Annotated in this window: 26 protein-coding genes and 1 riboswitch; of the genes, 20 read left to right on the forward strand and 6 right to left on the reverse strand. The window is 64.3% G+C overall.

Annotated elements, in window-relative coordinates; translation table 11 throughout:
* Nucleotides 1-4: 4 nt before the first annotated feature.
* The 15 genes from rplX (at nt 5) to rplQ (ending at nt 9,065) form a co-directional block, all read left to right on the forward strand.
* Complete coding sequence (gene rplX, locus ACIIOY_RS18160) at nt 5-316, forward strand: 50S ribosomal protein L24 (RefSeq protein WP_411036082.1); 312 nt, start codon at nt 5-7, stop codon at nt 314-316.
* Nucleotides 309-866 (forward strand): 50S ribosomal protein L5, encoded by a 558-nt coding sequence (rplE, locus tag ACIIOY_RS18165; protein ID WP_411036083.1) that lies wholly within the window; start codon nt 309-311, stop codon nt 864-866. Before rplX ends, rplE begins: the two co-directional genes overlap by 8 nt.
* Before the next feature lie 34 nt (nt 867-900).
* On the forward strand, nt 901-1,206 hold the full coding sequence (gene rpsN / locus ACIIOY_RS18170) for a 30S ribosomal protein S14 (RefSeq protein WP_411036084.1): 306 nt from the start codon (nt 901-903) through the stop codon (nt 1,204-1,206).
* 12 nt (nt 1,207-1,218) lie between these two features.
* Nucleotides 1,219-1,617, forward strand: coding sequence for a 30S ribosomal protein S8 (gene rpsH / locus ACIIOY_RS18175; RefSeq protein ID WP_411036085.1), 399 nt, complete (start codon nt 1,219-1,221; stop codon nt 1,615-1,617).
* Between the two features lie 42 nt (nt 1,618-1,659).
* The gene (rplF, locus tag ACIIOY_RS18180) at nt 1,660-2,193 is read left to right on the forward strand and encodes a 50S ribosomal protein L6 (RefSeq protein ID WP_411036086.1); all 534 of its coding nucleotides are present in this window, start codon (nt 1,660-1,662) and stop codon (nt 2,191-2,193) included.
* Between the two features lie 12 nt (nt 2,194-2,205).
* Nucleotides 2,206-2,568, forward strand: a complete 363-nt coding sequence (gene rplR, locus ACIIOY_RS18185; RefSeq protein ID WP_411036087.1) for a 50S ribosomal protein L18 — start codon at nt 2,206-2,208, stop codon at nt 2,566-2,568.
* A gap of 127 nt (nt 2,569-2,695) precedes the next feature.
* Nucleotides 2,696-3,262, forward strand: a complete 567-nt coding sequence (gene rpsE, locus ACIIOY_RS18190; protein ID WP_411036088.1) for a 30S ribosomal protein S5 — start codon at nt 2,696-2,698, stop codon at nt 3,260-3,262.
* Nucleotides 3,263-3,275: 13 nt separating this feature from the next.
* Nucleotides 3,276-3,479: a 50S ribosomal protein L30 gene (gene rpmD, locus ACIIOY_RS18195; protein ID WP_411036089.1), complete on the forward strand. Its 204-nt coding sequence runs from the start codon at nt 3,276-3,278 to the stop codon at nt 3,477-3,479.
* A gap of 13 nt (nt 3,480-3,492) precedes the next feature.
* Nucleotides 3,493-3,972: a 50S ribosomal protein L15 gene (gene rplO / locus ACIIOY_RS18200; RefSeq protein WP_411036090.1), complete on the forward strand. Its 480-nt coding sequence runs from the start codon at nt 3,493-3,495 to the stop codon at nt 3,970-3,972.
* Nucleotides 3,973-4,286: 314 nt separating this feature from the next.
* Nucleotides 4,287-5,627: a preprotein translocase subunit SecY gene (gene secY, locus ACIIOY_RS18205; protein WP_411036091.1), complete on the forward strand. Its 1,341-nt coding sequence runs from the start codon at nt 4,287-4,289 to the stop codon at nt 5,625-5,627.
* Nucleotides 5,624-6,208: an adenylate kinase gene (locus ACIIOY_RS18210; RefSeq protein ID WP_411036092.1), complete on the forward strand. Its 585-nt coding sequence runs from the start codon at nt 5,624-5,626 to the stop codon at nt 6,206-6,208. The genes secY and ACIIOY_RS18210 overlap by 4 nt, the downstream gene beginning before the upstream one ends.
* Before the next feature lie 282 nt (nt 6,209-6,490).
* Nucleotides 6,491-6,859 (forward strand): 30S ribosomal protein S13, encoded by a 369-nt coding sequence (rpsM, locus tag ACIIOY_RS18215; RefSeq protein WP_064329867.1) that lies wholly within the window; start codon nt 6,491-6,493, stop codon nt 6,857-6,859.
* 234 nt (nt 6,860-7,093) lie between these two features.
* Nucleotides 7,094-7,483, forward strand: coding sequence for a 30S ribosomal protein S11 (gene rpsK / locus ACIIOY_RS18220; RefSeq protein WP_023513823.1), 390 nt, complete (start codon nt 7,094-7,096; stop codon nt 7,481-7,483).
* A 100-nt stretch (nt 7,484-7,583) separates the two neighbouring features.
* Nucleotides 7,584-8,594, forward strand: a complete 1,011-nt coding sequence (locus ACIIOY_RS18225) for a DNA-directed RNA polymerase subunit alpha (protein WP_119258414.1) — start codon at nt 7,584-7,586, stop codon at nt 8,592-8,594.
* Nucleotides 8,595-8,639: 45 nt separating this feature from the next.
* Nucleotides 8,640-9,065 (forward strand): 50S ribosomal protein L17, encoded by a 426-nt coding sequence (gene rplQ / locus ACIIOY_RS18230; RefSeq protein WP_411036093.1) that lies wholly within the window; start codon nt 8,640-8,642, stop codon nt 9,063-9,065.
* Nucleotides 9,066-9,207: 142 nt separating this feature from the next.
* On the opposite strand, the gene msrQ is transcribed toward rplQ, so the two are convergent.
* Nucleotides 9,208-9,852 carry a protein-methionine-sulfoxide reductase heme-binding subunit MsrQ gene (msrQ, locus tag ACIIOY_RS18235; protein ID WP_411036094.1) on the reverse strand — a complete coding sequence of 215 codons (645 nt, stop codon included), beginning with the start codon at nt 9,850-9,852 and terminating at the stop codon, nt 9,208-9,210.
* Nucleotides 9,852-10,793 carry a protein-methionine-sulfoxide reductase catalytic subunit MsrP gene (gene msrP, locus ACIIOY_RS18240; protein WP_411036095.1) on the reverse strand — a complete coding sequence of 314 codons (942 nt, stop codon included), beginning with the start codon at nt 10,791-10,793 and terminating at the stop codon, nt 9,852-9,854. Before msrP ends, msrQ begins: the two co-directional genes overlap by 1 nt.
* A 200-nt stretch (nt 10,794-10,993) precedes the next feature.
* Between msrP and ACIIOY_RS18245 the strand changes: the two genes are divergently transcribed.
* From ACIIOY_RS18245 to ACIIOY_RS18255, 3 genes are all read left to right on the forward strand, one after another.
* Nucleotides 10,994-12,397: a DegQ family serine endoprotease gene (locus ACIIOY_RS18245; protein WP_411036096.1), complete on the forward strand. Its 1,404-nt coding sequence runs from the start codon at nt 10,994-10,996 to the stop codon at nt 12,395-12,397.
* The gene (locus ACIIOY_RS18250) at nt 12,394-13,701 is read left to right on the forward strand and encodes a replication-associated recombination protein A (RefSeq protein ID WP_411036097.1); all 1,308 of its coding nucleotides are present in this window, start codon (nt 12,394-12,396) and stop codon (nt 13,699-13,701) included. The genes ACIIOY_RS18245 and ACIIOY_RS18250 overlap by 4 nt, the downstream gene beginning before the upstream one ends.
* A gap of 231 nt (nt 13,702-13,932) precedes the next feature.
* Nucleotides 13,933-14,874, forward strand: a complete 942-nt coding sequence (locus ACIIOY_RS18255) for an alpha/beta fold hydrolase (protein WP_411036098.1) — start codon at nt 13,933-13,935, stop codon at nt 14,872-14,874.
* 214 nt (nt 14,875-15,088) lie between these two features.
* On the opposite strand, the gene ACIIOY_RS18260 is transcribed toward ACIIOY_RS18255, so the two are convergent.
* Genes ACIIOY_RS18260 through ACIIOY_RS18270 form a run of 3 tightly spaced genes read right to left on the reverse strand, consistent with a single transcriptional unit; the run spans nt 15,089 to nt 16,983 of the window.
* Nucleotides 15,089-15,724 (reverse strand): alpha/beta hydrolase family protein, encoded by a 636-nt coding sequence (locus ACIIOY_RS18260; RefSeq protein ID WP_411036099.1) that lies wholly within the window; start codon nt 15,722-15,724, stop codon nt 15,089-15,091.
* A 34-nt stretch (nt 15,725-15,758) separates the two neighbouring features.
* Nucleotides 15,759-15,929 (reverse strand): hypothetical protein, encoded by a 171-nt coding sequence (locus ACIIOY_RS18265; protein ID WP_411036100.1) that lies wholly within the window; start codon nt 15,927-15,929, stop codon nt 15,759-15,761.
* Between the two features lie 58 nt (nt 15,930-15,987).
* Entirely contained in the window at nt 15,988-16,983 is a 996-nt protein-coding gene (locus ACIIOY_RS18270; RefSeq protein ID WP_411036101.1) for an endonuclease/exonuclease/phosphatase family protein, read from the reverse strand.
* A 266-nt stretch (nt 16,984-17,249) separates the two neighbouring features.
* Here ACIIOY_RS18270 and ACIIOY_RS18275 point away from each other — a divergent pair, with 266 nt between their 5' ends.
* Nucleotides 17,250-17,708: a GyrI-like domain-containing protein gene (locus ACIIOY_RS18275; RefSeq protein WP_411036102.1), complete on the forward strand. Its 459-nt coding sequence runs from the start codon at nt 17,250-17,252 to the stop codon at nt 17,706-17,708.
* 239 nt (nt 17,709-17,947) lie between these two features.
* On the opposite strand, the gene ACIIOY_RS18280 is transcribed toward ACIIOY_RS18275, so the two are convergent.
* On the reverse strand, nt 17,948-18,202 hold the full coding sequence (locus ACIIOY_RS18280; RefSeq protein WP_411036103.1) for a hypothetical protein: 255 nt from the start codon (nt 18,200-18,202) through the stop codon (nt 17,948-17,950).
* Between the two features lie 6 nt (nt 18,203-18,208).
* Between ACIIOY_RS18280 and ACIIOY_RS18285 the strand changes: the two genes are divergently transcribed.
* Nucleotides 18,209-19,261 carry an aromatic ring-hydroxylating dioxygenase subunit alpha gene (locus ACIIOY_RS18285; RefSeq protein ID WP_411036104.1) on the forward strand — a complete coding sequence of 351 codons (1,053 nt, stop codon included), beginning with the start codon at nt 18,209-18,211 and terminating at the stop codon, nt 19,259-19,261.
* 53 nt (nt 19,262-19,314) lie between these two features.
* Nucleotides 19,315-19,528, forward strand: a riboswitch (cobalamin riboswitch).
* Nucleotides 19,529-19,562 lie beyond the last annotated feature (34 nt).

The following is a 19,562-nucleotide window of genomic DNA, read 5'->3' on the forward strand; positions in this document are numbered from 1 at the left end:
GGCTATGCAAAAGATTCGTAAGGGCGATAAGGTCGTCGTGCTCACCGGCAAGGACAAGGGCCGCACCGGTGAAGTTGTTCAGGTCATGCCGAAGGAAGACCGTGCGGTCGTCAAGGGTATCAACCTGGTGAAGCGTCACCAGCGTCAGACCCAGACCCAGGAAGCCGGCATCATCACCAAGGAAGCTCCGATCCACCTGTCGAATATCGCGATCGCCGACCCCAAGGACGGCAAGCCGACCCGCGTCGGCTTCAAGATCGAAGGCGACAAGAAGGTTCGTGTGGCAAAGCGTTCGGGAGTGTCGATCGATGGCTGACACCAAGTATGAGCCGCGGCTCAAGAAGGAATATGTCGAGCGTATCCGCAAGGCGCTGAAGGAGCAGTTCTCCTACGCCAACGACATGCAGATCCCGAAGATCGACAAGATCGTCATCAACATGGGCGTTGGCGAAGCCACGGGCGACTCGAAGAAGCCGACCGTTGCCGCCGCCGACCTCGCGGCGATCGCCGGCCAGAAGCCGGTCATCACGCGCGCCCGCAACTCCATCGCGGGCTTCAAGGTCCGTGAAGGCATGCCGATCGGCGCCAAGGTCACCCTTCGCGGCGCGCGCATGTATGAATTTCTGGATCGCCTCGTGAACATCGCGCTGCCCCGCGTACGCGACTTCCGTGGTCTGAACCCGAAGTCCTTCGATGGCCGTGGCAACTTCGCCATGGGCATCAAGGAGCACATTGTGTTCCCTGAGATCAACTACGACAAGGTTGATCAGATGTGGGGCATGGACATCATCGTTTGCACGACGGCAACGACGGACGACGAAGCCCGGGCTCTCCTGAAAGAGTTCAACTTCCCGTTCCGCCAGTAATCCGTAACGACAAGCGTAAAGAAGGATAACTGTTATGGCGAAAACGAGCGCAGTCGAAAAGAACAAGCGCCGCCGCAAACTGGTTGCCAGCCACGCCGCCAAGCGTGCCGCCCTCAAGGCGATCATCCAGAACCAGGCTCTTCCGATCGAAGAGCGCTTCAAGGCGACCCTGAAGCTTGCCGAAATGCCGCGCAATGGCTCCAAGACCCGCATTCGCAACCGCTGCGAAGTCACGGGCCGTCCGCGCGCCTTTTATCGCAAACTCAAGATGTCGCGTATTGCGCTTCGCGAACTGGGCAACCTCGGCAAGGTGCCGGGCGTCGTCAAGTCGAGCTGGTAAGGAGACGGGCACATGGCAATGACTGATCCTTTGGGCGATATGCTCACCCGTATCCGCAACGGCGCCGCACGCCGCAAGTCGAGCGTCTCCACGCCGGCTTCCAAGCTGCGCGCCCGCGTTCTGGACGTCCTTCAGGCCGAAGGCTACATCCGCGGATACTCCGAGGTCGAATTCGGCAACGGCAAGGCCGAGCTGAACATCGAGCTGAAATACTACGAAGGCGCATCGGTGATCCGCAAGATCGACCGCGTCTCCAAGCCGGGCCGCCGGGTCTATGTCTCGGTCAAGTCCATCCCGCAGGTCGCGAACGGCCTCGGCATCACCATCCTTTCGACCCCGAAGGGCGTGATGGCCGATCACCAGGCACGCGAACAGAACGTTGGTGGTGAGGTTCTTTGCTCCGTCTTCTAAGACAGGGCAGGGATCTCCATAGCGAACAGACAGGATAAAACAATGTCTCGTATCGGTAAGAAGCCCGTTCCGGTTCCCGCTGGTGTCACCGCGACCGTCGACGGTCAAAAGGTCACCGCGAAGGGCCCGAAGGGCGAACTGTTCTTCGTCGCGAACGACGAAGTTTCGGTCAAGCTCGAAGATAACGCCGTTGTCGTCCAGCCGGTCAACGACTCCAAGGACGCTCGTTCCAAGTGGGGCATGTCCCGCACGATGGTCGAGAACATCTTCAAGGGCGTGAAGGACGGCTACGAGCGCAAGCTCGAAATCAACGGCGTCGGCTACCGCGCGTCCATGCAGGGCAAGAACCTGCAGCTGGCGCTCGGCTTCAGCCACGACGTCGTCTACCAGACGCCGGAAGGCATCTCGATCGCTGTTCCGAAGCCGACGGAAATCGTCGTCTCCGGCATCAACAAGCAGCAGGTCGGCCAGGTCGCCGCCGAAATCCGCGAATACCGTGGCCCCGAGCCCTACAAGGGCAAGGGCGTCAAGTATGCGGAAGAACGCATCGTCCGCAAGGAAGGCAAGAAGAAGTAAGGATCACGCGAAATGGCTAGCAGGAAAGAAGCTCTCGTGCGCCGCGCCAACCGCGTGCGCCGTTCCATCAAGGCGGTCGCCAACGGCCGTCCCCGCCTGTCGGTTCATCGCTCGTCGAAGAACATCTACGTACAGGTCATCGACGACGTGGCCGGCAAGACGCTTGCGTCCGCCTCCACGCTCGACAGCGATCTGCGCTCGTCGCTGAAGACGGGCGCCGACACGGCAGCAGCCGCTGCCGTCGGCAAGCTCATTGCCGAGCGCGCAGTCAAGGCCGGCGTCAAGGACGTCGTCTTCGACCGTGGCGCCTTCCTCTATCACGGCCGCGTCAAGGCTCTCGCCGACGCTGCCCGTGAAGGTGGTCTGAACTTCTGATCGATCGGTCGGGCGCCTCGAGCGCCCGCCGACCAATTCAGTAGGGTACTGGTCGCTTCCGTTCCCCGAATGGAGGCGATTTCGTCAATCTGCCGATTGCACCCGGAAAAGAAAAAGGAAAAGGACAATGGCACAGGAAAAGCGCGGTCGCGAAGACCGCCAGTCCCGCGAAGAGCGCGACAGCGAGTTTGTCGACAAGCTCGTCGCGATCAACCGCGTCGCGAAGGTCGTCAAGGGCGGCCGTCGTTTCGGTTTCGCAGCGCTCGTCGTCGTCGGCGACCAGAAGGGCCGCGTCGGCTTCGGCCACGGCAAGGCCCGTGAAGTTCCCGAAGCGATCCGCAAGGCCACCGAAGCGGCCAAGCGCGACCTCATCTTCGTCCCGCTGCGCTCGGGCCGCACGCTGCACCACGACGTGCACGGCCGTCACGGCGCCGGCAAGGTTCTGCTTCGCTCGGCCAAGGCCGGTACCGGCATCATCGCCGGCGGCCCGATGCGCGCCGTCTTCGAAACGCTCGGCGTTCACGACGTCGTCGCCAAGTCGACCGGTTCGTCGAACCCGTACAACATGATCCGTGCGACGTTCGACGCCCTCAAGAGCCAGGTGCACCCGAAGGACATCGCGGCACAGCGCGGCATGAAGTACGCCACGCTGCAGGCCCGTCGTCAGTCCGCCGGCGTCGCTTCCGAAGAATAAGGGAGTCTGAACAATGGCCAAGAAAGAAACCGCCAAGAAGACGGTGACTGTCGAGCAGATCGGCAGCCCCATCCGCCGTCCGGCCATCCAGCGTCAGACGCTGATCGGCCTGGGCCTCAACAAGATGCACCGGGTTCGCACGCTGGAAGACACCCCGTCTGTCCGCGGCATGATCCGTGCCGTCCAGCACCTCGTCCGCGTCGTCGACGAGAAGTGAGGGAGACAAGATCATGAAGCTTAATGAAATCAAGGACAACGAGGGTTCCTCGAAGGGCCGCAAGCGCGTAGGTCGCGGTATCGGCTCGGGCAAGGGCAAGACCGGCGGTCGCGGCGTCAAGGGCCAGAAGGCCCGTTCGGGCGTCGCCATCAATGGCTTCGAAGGCGGCCAGATGCCCATCTACCGCCGTCTGCCGAAGCGCGGCTTCAACAACATCTTCGCGTCCGACTTCGTCATCGTTTCCCTGGACCGCGTCCAGAAGGCGATCGACGCCAAGAAGCTCGACCCGAAGGCGACCGTCGATGCCGCCGCCCTCAAGGCCGCCGGCGTCATCCGCCGCGAGAAGGATGGCGTGCGCATCCTCGCCGACGGCGAGCTGAAGGCCAAGGTGGCGTTCGAAGTCGCCGGCGCCTCCAAGCCGGCCATCGAGAAGATCGAAAAGGCCGGCGGCTCGGTCAAGCTCCTTGCCGCGGCAGCGCAGGCCGCCGAATAATTCGACGAAATCTTCGCCCGGTGTGCTTCACACCGGGCGATTTTGCTCCCATATGTGAGCCTCACAGCGACGGCCGGGATTCTCTCCCGCCGTTGTCCGGAAGAAAAACCAGGGTGAGGCCGGGATTGCTTGACAATCCGCGTTTCAACCGGTTTAGGCTCCATCCGCCCGCTTTGCCGCAACGGCAGAAGGGCACGACCAATTTCAGCATCGGCGTCGTCGGTCCGGGGAGGGCCGGTCGCAGGTGCCAACGGATCAGCCATTCCGGACCTGGCCGGGCTCCCCGCCGCCGGATCGGCTTCGCGGAGAAATGCATGGCTTCGGCAGCGGAACAACTTGCCTCTAATCTCAACTTCTCGACTTTCGCGAAGGCGGAAGACCTGAAGAAGCGTCTCTGGTTCACGCTGGGCGCGCTGCTCGTCTATCGTCTCGGCACCTACATTCCGTTGCCGGGCCTCAACCCCGATGCCTTCGCGCAGGCCTTCCGTGGCCAGTCGGGCGGGATCCTCGGCCTCTTCAACATGTTCTCCGGCGGCGCCGTCGAGCGCATGGCGATCTTCGCGCTGGGCATCATGCCGTACATCTCCGCATCGATCATCGTGCAGCTCATGACCTCGGTCGTCCCTTCGCTGGAGCAGCTGAAGAAGGAAGGCGAGCAGGGCCGCAAGATCATCAACCAGTACACCCGCTACGGCACGGTGCTGCTCGGCGCGCTGCAGGCCTACGGCATCGCGGTGGGCCTTGAGAGCGGGGCGGGGCTGGTCAACGATCCGGGCTGGTTCTTCCGCATTTCCACCGTCATCTCCCTGCTCGGCGGCACCATGTTCCTGATGTGGCTCGGCGAGCAGATCACCTCGCGCGGCATCGGCAACGGCATTTCGCTGATCATCTTCGCCGGCATCGTCGCGGCCCTTCCGTCCGCGCTCGCCGGCACGCTCGAACTCGGCCGCACCGGCGCGCTGTCGATCGGCGTCATTATCGCCGTCGTCGTCATGGCCGTCGGCGTCATCGCGCTCATCGTCTTCGTCGAGCGCGCGCAGCGCCGCCTGCTGATCCAGTATCCGAAGCGCCAGGTCGGCAACCGCATGTTCCAGGGCGATACGTCGCACCTGCCGCTGAAGCTCAACACCGCGGGCGTCATCCCTGCGATCTTCGCCTCCTCGCTGCTCCTGCTTCCGGCCACGCTGGCGGGCTTCTCGAACACGTCCGAGCTGCCCTCCTGGGCGACCGCGGTCATCGCCGCCCTCGGCCACGGCCAGCCGCTCTACATGGCGCTCTATGCCGCCATGATCGCCTTCTTCGCCTTCTTCTACACGGCCATCGTCTTCAATCCGAAGGACACGGCCGACAACCTGAAGAAGCACGGCGGCTTCATCCCCGGCATCCGTCCGGGCGAGCGCACCGCCGAATATATCGACTTCGTGCTGACCCGCATCACGGTCGTCGGCGCGCTCTATCTCGTCTTCGTTTGCATCCTTCCCGAAATTCTCATCGCGCAGACCGGGGTGCCATTCTACCTTGGTGGTACGTCGCTTTTGATTGTTGTCAGCGTGACCTTGGATACTGTAGCACAGATACAAGGTCACCTGATTGCTCAGCAGTATGAGGGGCTGATCAAGAAGTCGAAGCTGCGTGGAGGAAAGAGGGGACGATGAGACTGATTTTTCTGGGGCCGCCGGGCGCTGGCAAGGGGACGCAAGCCAAGCTCCTGACGGAGAAGTACGGCATTCCGCAGCTTTCCACGGGTGACATGCTGCGGGCGGCCGTCGCCGCCGGCACGGATGTCGGCAAGCGCGCCAAGGCCGTCATGGACGCCGGTCAGCTCGTCTCCGATGCCATCGTCAACGAGATCGTTTCCGACCGGATCGAAGAGCCGGACTGTGCCAGGGGCTTCATCCTCGACGGATACCCGCGCACGGTTCCGCAGGCCGAGGCCCTCGACCGGATCCTCGCGGGCAAGGGCATCGCGCTCGACGCGGTCATCGAGCTCAAGGTCGACGAGGACGCCCTGGTCAAGCGCATGGAGAATCGCGTGGCCGAGACGGTCGCCTCCGGCGGCGCGGTTCGCTCCGACGACAACCCGGAAGCCTTCAAGCGCCGCCTCGCCGAATACCGCGAGAAAACCGCGCCGCTGTCGAACTACTACGCCTCGACCGGCAAGCTCCAGACGGTCGACGGCATGGCCAATGTCGATGCCGTGACCGCCGAGATCGCCGGAATCCTGGAGAACGCCTGAACTCAGGTTAAAAAGGACCGGCCGGGGAGTTGACTTTTTCGGCCGATTCCCCTTAAGACAGCGCCAACTCGCGACATACCATTGCGATCGGCGCGGATTTCCAAGAACGAAGTCCGGGTGCGGTCGTTTTCGACATGTCCCGAACATCACCGCATGATTCCCGGGATCAGTGTGATCCAGGGATAGAATTATGCGGCACCATAGATGAGCAGCGGCTCTCGTGGCCGTATCGAATGAAGAAAACCACTTGCCGGATGGCAACTGGAAGCAAGGAGAACAGGCGTGGCACGTATCGCTGGCGTCAACATCCCGACCGCGAAGCGCGTCGTAATCGCGCTCCGTTACATTCACGGGATCGGCCCGAAGTTTGCACAGGAGATCATCGAGAAGGTCGGCATCCCGGCCGATCGTCGCGTGCATCAGCTCACGGACGCAGAAATCCTGCAGATCCGCGAAGCCATCGACCGCGACTACCAGGTCGAAGGCGACCTGCGTCGCGAAACCTCGATGAACATCAAGCGTCTCATGGACCTCGGCTGCTACCGTGGCCTGCGTCACCGTCGCGGCCTGCCGGTCCGCGGCCAGCGCACGCACACGAACGCCCGTACCCGCAAGGGTCCGGCCAAGGCCATCGCAGGCAAGAAGAAGTAATTTTCTGAGGCAGTAGGCGATAGCCAGTAGGCAGTAGGGTTCAAGCCCTGTTGCCTACTGGCTAAATCCTATTGCCTTCGAAGGTGGAGCTGCTGGCGTTACGGCAGTGACGATATCGCCGCACGCATCGCCCCCCGGCATGCGTGCACAATAGTGTTCAGGGCAGGGATTTCGTCCCGGCCCGGTGGAGCCGCTGGAATTACGGCGGTGTCGAGATCAACGAAAGGACTATCCATGGCCAAGGAAGCCGCACGCGTCCGCCGTCGCGAACGCAAGAACATCACCTCGGGTGTTGCTCACGTCAATTCTTCGTTCAACAACACGATGATCACCATCACCGACGCGCAGGGCAATGCGATTGCCTGGTCGTCCGCTGGTGCGAAGGGCTTCAAGGGTTCGCGCAAGTCGACCCCGTTCGCGGCCCAGATCGCTGCCGAGGACTGCGCCAAGAAGGCCCAGGAACACGGCATGAAGTCGCTGGAAGTCGAAGTCTGCGGTCCGGGTTCCGGCCGTGAATCGGCTCTGCGCGCCCTCCAGGCTGCCGGCTTCATGATCACCTCGATCCGCGACGTGACGCCGATCCCGCACAACGGTTGCCGTCCGCGCAAGAAGCGCCGCGTCTGATCATCGACTTCAAACAACCGTGGAGGCCGTCCGGCGTCCGCGGTACTTCAGGGCTCGGCCGTCACGATTGGATGGTGGCGGCGAACGGAAGGCAAAACACATGATCCAGAAAAACTGGCAGGAACTGATCAAGCCGAACAAGGTGGAATTCACCTCCTCCGGCCGCACCAAGGCAAGCCTTGTTGCCGAGCCGCTGGAGCGTGGCTTCGGTCTGACGCTCGGCAACGCGCTGCGTCGCGTCCTCCTGTCGTCGCTGCGCGGCGCGGCTGTGACCGCCGTGCAGATCGACGGCGTCCTGCACGAGTTCTCCTCCATCCCGGGCGTCCGGGAAGACGTGACGGACATCGTGCTCAACATCAAGGAAATCGCCATCAAGATGGATGGCGACGATTCCAAGCGCATGGTCGTGCGCAAGCAGGGCCCGGGCGTCGTGACGGCTGGCGACATCCAGACGGTCGGCGACATCGAGATCCTGAACCCCGACCACGTGATCTGCACCCTCGACGAGGGCGCGGAGATCCGCATGGAGTTCACGGTCAACAACGGCAAGGGCTATGTCCCGGCCGACCGCAACCGTTCCGAAGACGCGCCGATCGGCCTCATCCCGGTCGACAGCCTCTATTCGCCGGTCAAGAAAGTGTCCTACAAGGTGGAAAACACCCGTGAAGGCCAGGTTCTCGACTACGACAAGCTGACGATGACCATCGAGACCGACGGTTCCGTCACCGGCGAAGATGCGATCGCGTTCGCGGCCCGCATCCTCCAGGACCAGCTCTCGGTCTTCGTCAACTTCGACGAGCCGCAGAAGGAAGCCGAAGAAGAATCGGTCACGGAACTGGCGTTCAACCCGGCGCTCCTCAAGAAGGTCGACGAACTGGAGCTTTCGGTCCGTTCGGCGAACTGCCTGAAGAACGACAACATCGTCTATATCGGCGATCTCATTCAGAAGACCGAAGCCGAAATGCTTCGCACTCCGAATTTTGGTCGCAAGTCGCTCAACGAGATCAAGGAAGTTCTCGCTTCCATGGGCCTGCACCTCGGCATGGAAGTGCCCGCATGGCCGCCGGAGAACATCGAAGATCTCGCCAAGCGCTACGAAGACCAATACTAACCATCAAACGGCAGGTTCTTAGCCTGCATGTGAAGGAGAACCGAGATGCGCCACCAGAATTCGGGCCGCAAACTCAACCGTACCGCCAGCCACCGCAAGGCGATGTTCGCCAACATGGCTGCCTCGCTCATCCAGCATGAGCAGATCGTAACGACGCTGCCGAAGGCGAAGGAAATCCGCCCGATCGTCGAGAAGCTCGTCACCCTCGGCAAGCGCGGCGACCTGCACGCTCGCCGCCAGGCGATCTCGCAGATCCGCGACGTCGCCGTCGTCTCGAAGCTGTTCGACGCGATCGCCAGCCGCTACGCCAACCGCAACGGCGGCTACCTGCGCATCATGAAGGCCGGCTTCCGCCGCGGCGACAACGCCCCGCTCGCCGTCATCGAGTTCGTCGACCGCGACGTCGACGCCAAGGGCGCAGCCGACAAGGCCCGCGTCGCCGCCGAGGCGGACGCTGCCGAAGCCGCCTGATTTTTCGCGATAGCAATTGAAGAAGGCCGGGAGAGCGATCTCCCGGCCTTTTCGTTTTCATGCCAACTGTCCGCCATCTCGTCGTCGGGCATAACCCGCAGCCCGAGGATCTGCCGCCGTGACCGGAGCGTGGATGGCCGGGTCAAGCCCGGCCATGACGGAGGAGAGGATCATGGCCGCGTTTCCATCGATTGAAGCGCGGCCTTATCGGGCGCCAGAGGAGAAGCAGCAGGACGAGACCGATATAGATCAAGGGCTCCGGCCCCACGACCTTGACCGACATGGCGAAATGCAGAGCCCCGGCGGCGGCGATGACGTAGACGAGCCGGTGCAGCTTCCCCCAGCGCGGCCCGAGCTTGCGGATCGACCACGCGTTGGAGGTCAGTGCGAGCGGGATGAGCATCACGAAGGCCGCCATGCCGATGGTGATGAACGGACGCTTGGCGATATCGACGAGGATCGCGGAAAAATTCAGGTACTGGTCGAGCACCATATAGGTCAGGAAATGCATCAGCACGTACCAGAAGGCGAGGAGCCCGAGCGCGCGGCGGTAGCGGATCCAGTTGATGCCGAAGAGGTCGCGAACGGGCGTGACGGCGAGCGTCGCGACGAGGAAGCGCAGCGCCCAGAGGCCCAGCAGGTGCTCGAATTCCTTGACCGGGTTGCCGGGAAGCTGCCCCGTCGCCCCCAGCCAGAAGCCGTAGGCGGCCGGCACGAGGCCCAAGGCGTAGAGCAGCCAGATCGATGCCGTATGGTATCTGCGGGGCAGGGCGGGCAGGCTCGCCATCAGTAGTTCGCCCGAAGGTCCATGCCGGCATAGAGGCCGGCGACCTCCTCGCCATAGCCGTTGAAGGGCAGGGTCGGGCGGCGGTTCGCGCCGAAGAAGCCGCCTTCGCCGATGCGGTTCTCGCTTGCCTGGCTCCAGCGCGGATGGTCGACCTCCGGGTTGACGTTGGCGTAGAAGCCGTATTCGTCCGGCGCGGAAAGGTTCCAGGTGGACGGCGGCTGCTTGTCGGTGAGCGTGATTTTGACGATCGACTTGATGCCCTTGAAGCCGTATTTCCACGGCACGACGAGGCGGATCGGCGCGCCGTTCTGGTTGGGCAGCGTCTTGCCGTAGACGCCGACGGCGAGGAGCGTCAGCGGGTGACGCGCCTCGTCGAGCCTGAGGCCCTCGACATAGGGCCAGGGCAGCGGCTGGAAATAGCCGGACTGGCCGGGCATCTCCTCCGGCCGCACGACGGTCTCGAACGCGACATACTTGGCGTCGCCGAGGGGTTCCACCTTGTCGAGAAGAGCGGCGAGCGGGAAGCCGGCCCAGGGGATCACCATGGACCAGGCTTCCACGCAGCGCATGCGGTAGACCCGCTCTTCGATCGGCATGGCAAGCAGCTCCTCCAGTCCGAATTCCTTCGGCTTGCCGACGAGGCCGTCGACCTTCACCGTCCAGGGCGCCGGCTTGAACTTCTCCGAATTCGCCAGCGGGTCGCCCTTGCCCATGCCGAATTCGTAGAAGTTGTTGTAGCTGGTCACGTCCTTTTCGGGCGTCAGCGCCTCATCGACCGTGTATTGGCTCCTGGACGCCTTCAGGGCTTCCGCAAAGGCGGGCGTGCCCGCCGCCGCGAGAACGCCGCCGGCTGCCGCCGCCAGGAACGAGCGGCGATTGAAAAAACAATCCTCGGGCGTGATCTGCGAAGCGGGGATGCGGGGCGGGCGATAGACGGACATGGAGGAGCTCGATCTGCTGGTTGTTTGCCTGACATCTACGTAAACGAGGGCCGTGTCGTTTCAACGGCCGCGAAGATATGCGGCGACCACTTTTTCGTGCGTTTGGCGTGACCTTTCGCGAGGCGGCAGGCCCACCCGGTTTGCCTTTTCTGCCATGAGATCCTATCTGAACGTGGCGCAGAAACGAAGGAGACTCGTCCATGCTGAAAATCCGCATCCTGCTTGCCGTGCCGGTCGCCGCCGCTCTCGCGCTGGCAACGCCCGCCGCGGCCCAGGAACGCACCGTGCCGCAGTCGCGCACGGAAATGCAGCTCTCCTTCGCGCCGCTCGTCAAGCAGGTCGAGAACGCCGTCGTCAATGTCTATGCCGAGCGTGTCGTCGAGCGCCGCTCGATCTTCGACGGCGATCCCTTCTTCGAGGAGTTCTTCGGCCAGCGCATGCCGAACCGCAGCGAAAAGCAGTCCTCGCTCGGTTCCGGCGTGATCGTCGGCACCAAGGGCATCGTGGTGACGAACAACCATGTGATCGAGGGCGCAAGCGACATCAAGGTCGCGCTGGCGGACGGCCGCGAATATGAAAGCACCGTCGTGCTGAAGGACGAGCGCGTCGATCTTGCCGTCCTGAAGATCAAGGCGGATGCCGAGTTCACCGCGCTTCCGCTCGGCGACAGCGACGCCGTGCAGGTCGGCGATCTCGTGCTCGCCATCGGCAATCCGTTCGGCGTCGGCCAGACGGTGACGAGCGGCATCGTCTCGGCGCTCGCCCGCAACCAGGTGCGCTCGGGCGATTTCGGCTTCTTCATCCAGACGGACGCTTCCATCAATCCCGGCAATTCGGGCGGCGGCCTCATCAATATGAACGGCGAGCTGATCGGCATCAACACGGCCATCTTCTCGCGCGGCGGCGGCTCGAACGGCGTCGGCTTCGCCATTCCGGCCAACCTCGTGAAGACCTTCGTCGCCAGCGCCGAGAACGGCAGCGCCACCTTCGACCGTCCCTTCGTCGGCGCGACCTTCGATGCCGTGACCTCGGAGGTGGCGGAGGCGCTCGGCCTGCCGCGGGCGCGGGGCGCGCTCATCTCGCAGGTCCAGCCCGGCAGCCCGGCGGAAAAGGCCGGCATGAAGCCGGGGCAGGTGGTCACCGCCGTCAACGGCATTGCCGTCGAGCATCCCGACGCGCTCGGCTATCGCCTCACCACCGTCGGCATCGGCGGAACGGCGCGCATAACCGTGATCGCCAACGGCGAGGAGCAGGAACTGACGCTCTCGCTCGACCGCGCGCCGGAAACGACGCCGCGCGACGAGCGGCTGATCGAGGGGCGCAACCCCTTCTCCGGCGCCGTGGTCGCCAACCTTTCCCCGCGCGTTGCCGAGGAGCTGCGCATGCCGATCAACCGGGCCTCGGCAGGCGTCGTCGTCACCGAGGTCAACCGCGGCTCGCCGGCAGCCCGCATCGGCCTTCAGCCGCGCGACGTCATCATCGAGCTCAACGGCACGGAGGTCGCCTCGACGGAAGTTCTCGCCTCGCTCGTCAATGAAGATCCATCCATCTGGCGCGTCGAGATCGAGCGCGACGGCCAGCGCATCCGCCAGTTCTTCCGATGAGCGACCTCTTCGCCCCGCGTGAGCCGGAGGAGATGGCGGCAAAACGGCCCCTGGCCGACCGCCTGCGCCCCCGCACGCTGGGCGAGGTTTCCGGCCAGGAGCACCTGACCGGCCCGGACGGCGTCCTCTCGCGCATGATCGAGGCCGGCTCGCTCGGCTCGATGATCTTCTGGGGGCCGCCCGGTACCGGCAAGACCACGGTGGCGCGGCTCCTTTCCGGCGAGACCGGCCTTGCCTTCGAGCAGATTTCCGCGATCTTCTCCGGCGTCGCCGATTTGAAGAAGGTCTTCGAGGCGGCCCGCCAGCGCCGCATGGGCGGCCGCCAGACCCTGCTCTTCGTCGACGAGATCCACCGCTTCAACCGCGCCCAGCAGGACAGCTTCCTGCCGGTCATGGAGGACGGCACGATCGTGCTCGTCGGCGCGACGACGGAAAACCCGTCCTTCGAGCTCAACGCCGCTCTTCTCTCCCGCGCCCGCGTGCTCACCTTCAAGCCCCATGACGAGGAGAGCCTGGAGGAGCTTCTGAAGCGCGCCGAGGCGATCGAGGAAAAGCCCCTGCCGCTGGACGGGGAGGCGCGTGCCTCGCTGTTGCGCATGGCCGACGGCGACGGGCGGGCGGTGCTGACGCTGGCCGAGGAGGTTTGGCGCGCGGCGCGCGCCGGCGAGACCTTCGGCCAGGACGACCTCTTCCGCATCGTGCAGCGCCGGGCGCCGGTCTACGACAAGTCGCAGGACGGCCATTACAACCTCATTTCCGCCCTGCACAAGTCCGTGCGCGGCTCGGATCCCGATGCGGCGCTCTACTATCTCACCCGCATGCTGGATGCCGGCGAGGACCCGCTGTTCCTGTGCCGCCGCATGGTGCGCATGGCGGTGGAGGACATCGGCCTTGCCGATCCGCAGGCGCTCGTGGTCTGCAATGCGGCGAAGGACGCCTACGATTTCCTCGGCTCTCCGGAAGGGGAGCTGGCGCTGGCGCAGGCCTGCGTCTATCTGGCGACGGCCCCGAAATCCAACGCCGTCTACACCGCCTACAAATCGGCCATGCGTGCGGCCAAGGAGAACGGCTCGCTGCTGCCGCCGAAGCACATCCTCAACGCACCGACCAAGCTGATGAAGAGCGAGGCCTACGGCGAGGGCTACCGCTACGACCACGACGAGCCCGACGCCTTTTCCGGCCAGGACTATTTCCCGGAGAAGATGGGCCGCAAGACCTTCTACGATCCGCCGGAACGCGGCTTCGAGCGGGAATTGCGCAAGAGGCTCGAATGGTGGGCCAAGCTGCGGCGGGAGCGGAGCTGAAGCGCGTGCAGGAGACCGGCTTCTTCAAGACGGAAGCCGTGCGTTCCGGAGGGATAACATCTCAATTTCAATGGTTTGGAGATAGAAGCGGATTCAGGCTCGCAGCAACCTGATTCAGTTTCGCAGGATGTTTGCGGAAAATTTCCTGTCCCGTGTCGGCGCCGGCGGATCTTCGGCGTCCTTGGTGCATGAAGCCGGCGGGCCGCCGGTTGGAGCCCCGAGGAGAAAGACATGCCGAAGATGACCATCATCACCCTTCTGACCGCCGCTCTCGCCGCCTTCGCGCCGGTCGCCGCCGCCGAGGAGGTCAAGGAGAATCCCTTGCAGGGCGTGGCCGGAAAGCCGGACAAGGCAGGCCATCTCGACGTCAACGGCATCAGCTATTACTACGAGATCCGCGGCAAGGGCGAGCCGCTCCTGCTTCTGCACGGCGGTCTCGGCCAGATCGAGATGTTCGGCGCCAACCTCAAGACCTTGCAGGAGAGCCGTCAGGTGATCGGCGTCGATCTCCAGGGCCACGGCCGCACGCCGCTCGGCGACCGCCCCATCGACATTCCGGCGATCGGCAGGGACATGGCCGAACTCGTCGCGAAACTCGGCTATGACACGGTCGACGTGCTCGGCTATTCCTTCGGCGGCGGGGTCGCGCTTCACATGGGCGCACAGGCGCCGGACAAGGTGCGCCGCCTCGTCATTGCCTCCGCGCCCTTCGCCAAGAGCGGCTTCTTCCCGGAGATGATCCCGCAGCAGGAATCGGTTTCGGGCGCCATGGCCGACATGATGAAGGAGACGCCGATGTACAAGTCGTATGCCGCCGTCGCGCCGGACGCGTCCCAGTTCCCGAAGCTGCTCGACGCCATGGGCGATATGATGCGCGCCGACTACGACGCTTCGGACGCCGTGGCAAAACTCTCCATGCCGGTCATGCTGATCTACGGCGACAGCGACATGATCCGTCCGGAACACATCGTCGAATTCTACCAGAAGCTCGGCGGCGGGCTGAAGGATGCCGGCTGGATGCGCGAGCACATGTCGAGGAACCGCCTCGCCATCCTGCCGGGACTGACCCACTACGAGACCTTCGCCGCACCGGCCCTGGTCAGCACGGCCCTGCCGTTCCTCAACGGCGAGGCGGGCACGCAAAGCTGGGCGGGGCAGGTCGGCGCAAACTGATTATCGCGGGAGAGAAGCCCGGATGCGAAGAGCGCATCCGGGCTTCGCCGCGTCCGGGAGGCCGTCTGCCGGCTGGAGCCGCGCGGCGATCGACCCCGGATCGGGAGCTCCGCTCGCGGCAGACGCGGACGCGTCCGGCCGGGACGGTTCGTCCGTCCCGTGACGGAACCTTCGCATGGCAGGGGCGTGCGGGCTGTTCCGTGCGGAACAGGTTTCAGAGCGTCTCCACCCAGGCCCTCACCGTGCTCGCCATCGTGGCGAGGTGATCGGCGGCGGAGAAGCCGGAAACGCTCTTGCGCGGTTTCAGGTCGTGGTCGCCGTCCTCCAGCCAGAGGAAGCGGATGCGTTCCGGCAGGCCGTAACCCGGCACCTCGTCCTTCGTGCCGAAGGGATCGCGCGTGCCTTGGCAGATCAGCGTGGGCACCTTCAGCGTCATCAGGTGCGCGGTGCGCAGCTGCGCCGGTTTTTCCGGCGGGTGGAACGGGTAGCCGAGGCAGAGGAGGCCGGCGACGCGGCCCTCGGCATGAAGCCCGTCCGCCACCATGCTGGCCACGCGTCCGCCCATCGACTTGCCGCCGATGACGAGGGGACCCTTCGCGCCGAGCGCTGCGACGGCGGCGCGAAATTCCGGGTTCAGCGTCTCGGCCTTCGGCGGTGGCCTGCGGCTGCCTTCCGTGCGGCGCGCGGCCATGTAGGAGAATTCGAAGCGGGCGACACGCAGGCCTTGCGACGCAAGCGCCGATGCCGCGGCGTTCATCGCCGGCGAATCCATCGGCGCGCCGCTGCCATGGGCAAGCAGCAGCGTCGCAGGCGCGTCCTGCGGACCGGCGAACAGGAAGGGAATGCTCATTCCGTCCGCGCCAGGGCCGAAAGCGGCAAGGGCGTCACTTGGCGTGATCCTTCACGTCGCCGGGAGCGATCGGGTCGCTGGCCGGAAAGGTTTCTTCCAGCGCCTCTTCCAGATAATCGTCCTGCTCGGCCTTCCGGCTCTGTTCCTTCTGCCGGGCGCGTTCCTTTTCCAGCGAGTCTTTCGGGCTGTTCTTGTCTGTGGACATCATCGTCTCCCTCGGTATGCCCTCCTAAGATAGGGTGTTTTTCCGCCGGGACGAGGGCTCAGGTCTCCGGCAGGGTGAGCTCGGCGATCACCGGCAGGTGGTTCGAGCCGAAGGCCGGGCCGACGCGCTGGGCGCGCAGGAAAATGTCCGGCGAAACGGCGATATGGTCGATCGAAGCGCCGATATAGGCAAGGGCGTCGAGCTTCATCGAGAAGCGGGTGACCGGCTGCAGCCAGCCGCCGGCGGTGGAGGCAAGGCCGGCCTGCTTGAGGAAGCCGCGGAAGAAAGGCGACCAGGTGGGCGTGTTCCAGTCGCCGGCGACGATGACCGGCGCCTTTTCGAGGTCGCCCTTGACGGCATCCGCGGCGGCGGAAAGATAGGCGTTGCGGTCGCGCCACTGCCAGAGCCGGCGCGGCGTTTCCGGGTGGAAGGCGTAGAGAAAGAGCGGCCTGCCGTTAAGGTCGAGCTCCAGGCGGAGCGGCTGCTTGTAGGCGTGCTCCTCGGTGAAGGCGCGCTTCAGCTCCGTCTCGGCCCGGATGGGCAGGGCGGAGAAGACCTTCAGGTCGTCGCGGGCGCGGCTTTCCGGGCTGCTTTCGTAAGGGTAGAGGCCCGAGGCCGACAGCGCCCGCTCCCAGGCCTCCGTCGTTTCCTGCAAGACGACGATGTCGGGCCTTTCCCGGCGCAGGAGGTCGATGAAGACGGCCGGGTCCTCGCCGTTGTCGACGAAGAGGTTGGCGGTGAGCACCTTCAGCCCGCTGCCGGCAGCGGCGGCGGTGCGCACGGTCGGCACGTCGGCGGCCGGGATGGTGGCGACGGCAAGGCCGGCAAGGGCGATGACGATGGCCTTCATGCGCCGCGTCACGAAAGCCGCGACGACGAAGAGCGCGCCGACGGTCACCATGTAGGGCCAGGCGAAGGTGAGGAGGTCGACGAGCCAGAAACGGTCGGCGGCAAGCACGACGACGCTGACGGTGAAGAGGTAGGCGATGACGCCCGGCAGGATGAGGACGCTGTAGGCGAGGGCGATCGGCCCCCGGCGCGCTGCTATCGGCATCGACTGTTCCTTCTGCATCACGGGATTCGGGTCAGGTCGATTCCCGTAACGGGAGTTTTGCATGTACCCCGCACATGCCGACATCGCAATGACATCGTGGGTTGCCGCGGAAAAGCCCTCCGTGCTCGCCCTGCCAGGGGAGGCGGCTGGAATGGATTTTCTTCTCTCCGTTCCTTCGTCCGCAAGTTTGGCATGGTTTTCCACGCTCCCGCTTGCCGGCAAACGATCGCGGCCATAGGTCTTGCGTCCCGCAAAGGAGTGGACCCATGAACATCATCGAGACGCCGGACATGTGGGTGCTGCGCATTGGCCGCCGCCTCACCATCCCCGCAATCAGGCAGGCGGCCACCGAATGCGCTCCGGTCATCGACGGGGCGATCCGCGATTTCGGGCTTGCCGTCGCCGGGCCGTGGACCTTCATCGCCCATGGCCTGCCGAAGGACGGCAAGACGCCCTTCGACTGGCAGATCTGCCGCCCCGTGGTCCGGCCGGAAGGCTACGAAGGACCGGTGGAACTCGCCCACATCGAGCCGGCCATCGTCGCCTCGCGCGTTCACCAGGGCTCGCTTCGCACGCTCTTTACGCAAGGATATGCGCCGCTGGTTGCGGAGATCGAAATGTCGCGCCACACGTTTTCCGGCCAAAGCCGCGAGGTCTATCATGACTGGAACGGGCCGGGCGCCCCCTATCATCGCATCGAGATACAGTTCGAGCTGGCCCGCTGAGAGGAGCCCCGCAAGCGCGGGCGTTGACGCAATCGGGATTTTCCGCCGGCGCATCGGCGCATCTCGAACGGCGATGCGCCTTCCGGCCGGCACCGAGCATCCCGATGATCCGACTGCCGATTTGGCGGCGGCGCTCGACGGGGGCTCGGGGTTGTTCTGCCCTGCGGTCCGGAATCGCGATTGTGCATCCGCGACATCCGGGTGCCTTCGACAGGTTGGGCCGTAATTGATCTTGTCGATTAATCACGCTGCTTTCCTTGTCTTGCCGGCGGCCGTGCGCCGGAAATACTGTTTTGCAAAACAAGTGTCTTAGGGGTGCCGGCATGGGGCATATCGCGGAAGCCGTAATCGACATTGGCAATGACCGGATCGATCGGCTGATTGCCGATCACCGGCCCGGCCACGGGCTTGCCCGCCCGTTCTACCATGACCCGGAGATCTACCTGCGGGACATGGAGCGCGTATTCCGCCGCCATTGGCATTGCATCGTCCATGAGAGCGTGATCCCGAACGCAAACGACTTCGAGGTCTTCCGCATCGATACCGAACAGGTGATCGTCACCCGCGCGCCCGATGGCTCGGTCCATGCCATGCTCAATGTCTGTCGCCACCGCGGTGCGGAAGTCTGCACCCGGCAGAAGGGCAACGCCCGCGTATTCGTCTGTCCCTATCATGCCTGGACCTACGGCAATGACGGCAGCCTCAAGGCCGCGCGCCTGATGCCCAAGGATTTCAGGCGTGAGGAGCATGGGCTCAAGACGCTGCATGTGCGCGTGGTCGAGGGATTGATCTTCATCTCGTTCGCGCAGGCGCCGCTCGATTTCTCCGAGGCGGAGAACCTGATGCACGCGACCTGCGGCCAATACGGCTGGGCGAGCGCGAAGGTCGCCCACCGGCAGACCTATCCGGTCGCCGCCAACTGGAAGCTCGCCGTGGAAAACTATGTCGAGTGTTATCACTGCGGCCCGGCGCATCCGGAATATTCGCAGACCCACGCGCTGGAGCAGCCGCTTCACATGATCGAGGCGCTGAACCAAGCGATGGAAGCGCGTACCTGCGGACTCGGCATCGAGGTCGGCTCCGGCAACCACTGGCAGACCTCGCGCGAGGGCCGCGAGGCGATCCACGCCTTCCGCTACGCGCTCTATGACGGCGTCGAGAGCGGCAGTCAGGACGGCAAGGCGGTCGCCCCGCTGATGGGGCGCTTCACCGGTTTCGACGGAGGCGTCACCTCCATCCATCTCGGCGGCACGACGTTCCTCGTCTGCTATCCCGACCACGGGATGATCTACCGCTTCATCCCGAAGACGGCGGAGACCTGCGAGATGGAGCTGACCTGGCTCGTCGACGGCAAGGCGCAGGAGGGCAGGGACTACGATATTGCAAGGCTCACCTGGCTTTGGAAGGTCACGACCGAGGAAGACAAGGCGATCATCGAGCACACGGCGCGGGGCGTGCGGTCGCATTATTTCGTGCCCGGCCCGATCGCGCCCATGGAGCACAACGAGCTGCGCTATATCGGCTGGTATCTGGACGAAATCAGCCGAGCTTGAAAATAAAGATATAAAGATTTCTTTATATGACTTGACATTCCCGTCGTTCTGAGACGAAATCCCTGCGTCATGGTTCCCCGGGGCGACTTCGCCGTCTTCGGGGCTAAGAGGGAATCCGGTGCGTCGATCCGTCGGCAATGCCGGGGCTGCCCCCGCAACTGTAAGCGGCGAGCCGCTGTCCACCGATGTCACTGAGGCAAAGCCTTGGGAAGACGGACAGGGCGACGACCCGCGAGCCAGGAGACCTGCCAAGACAACATAACGTCCACGGGCGGGGTGTCCCGGTGGTTGCTGCGGCTGC

Origin of the sequence: Shinella agrisoli, from assembly GCF_046557955.1 — a bacterium.
GTDB lineage: Bacteria > Pseudomonadota > Alphaproteobacteria > Rhizobiales > Rhizobiaceae > Shinella.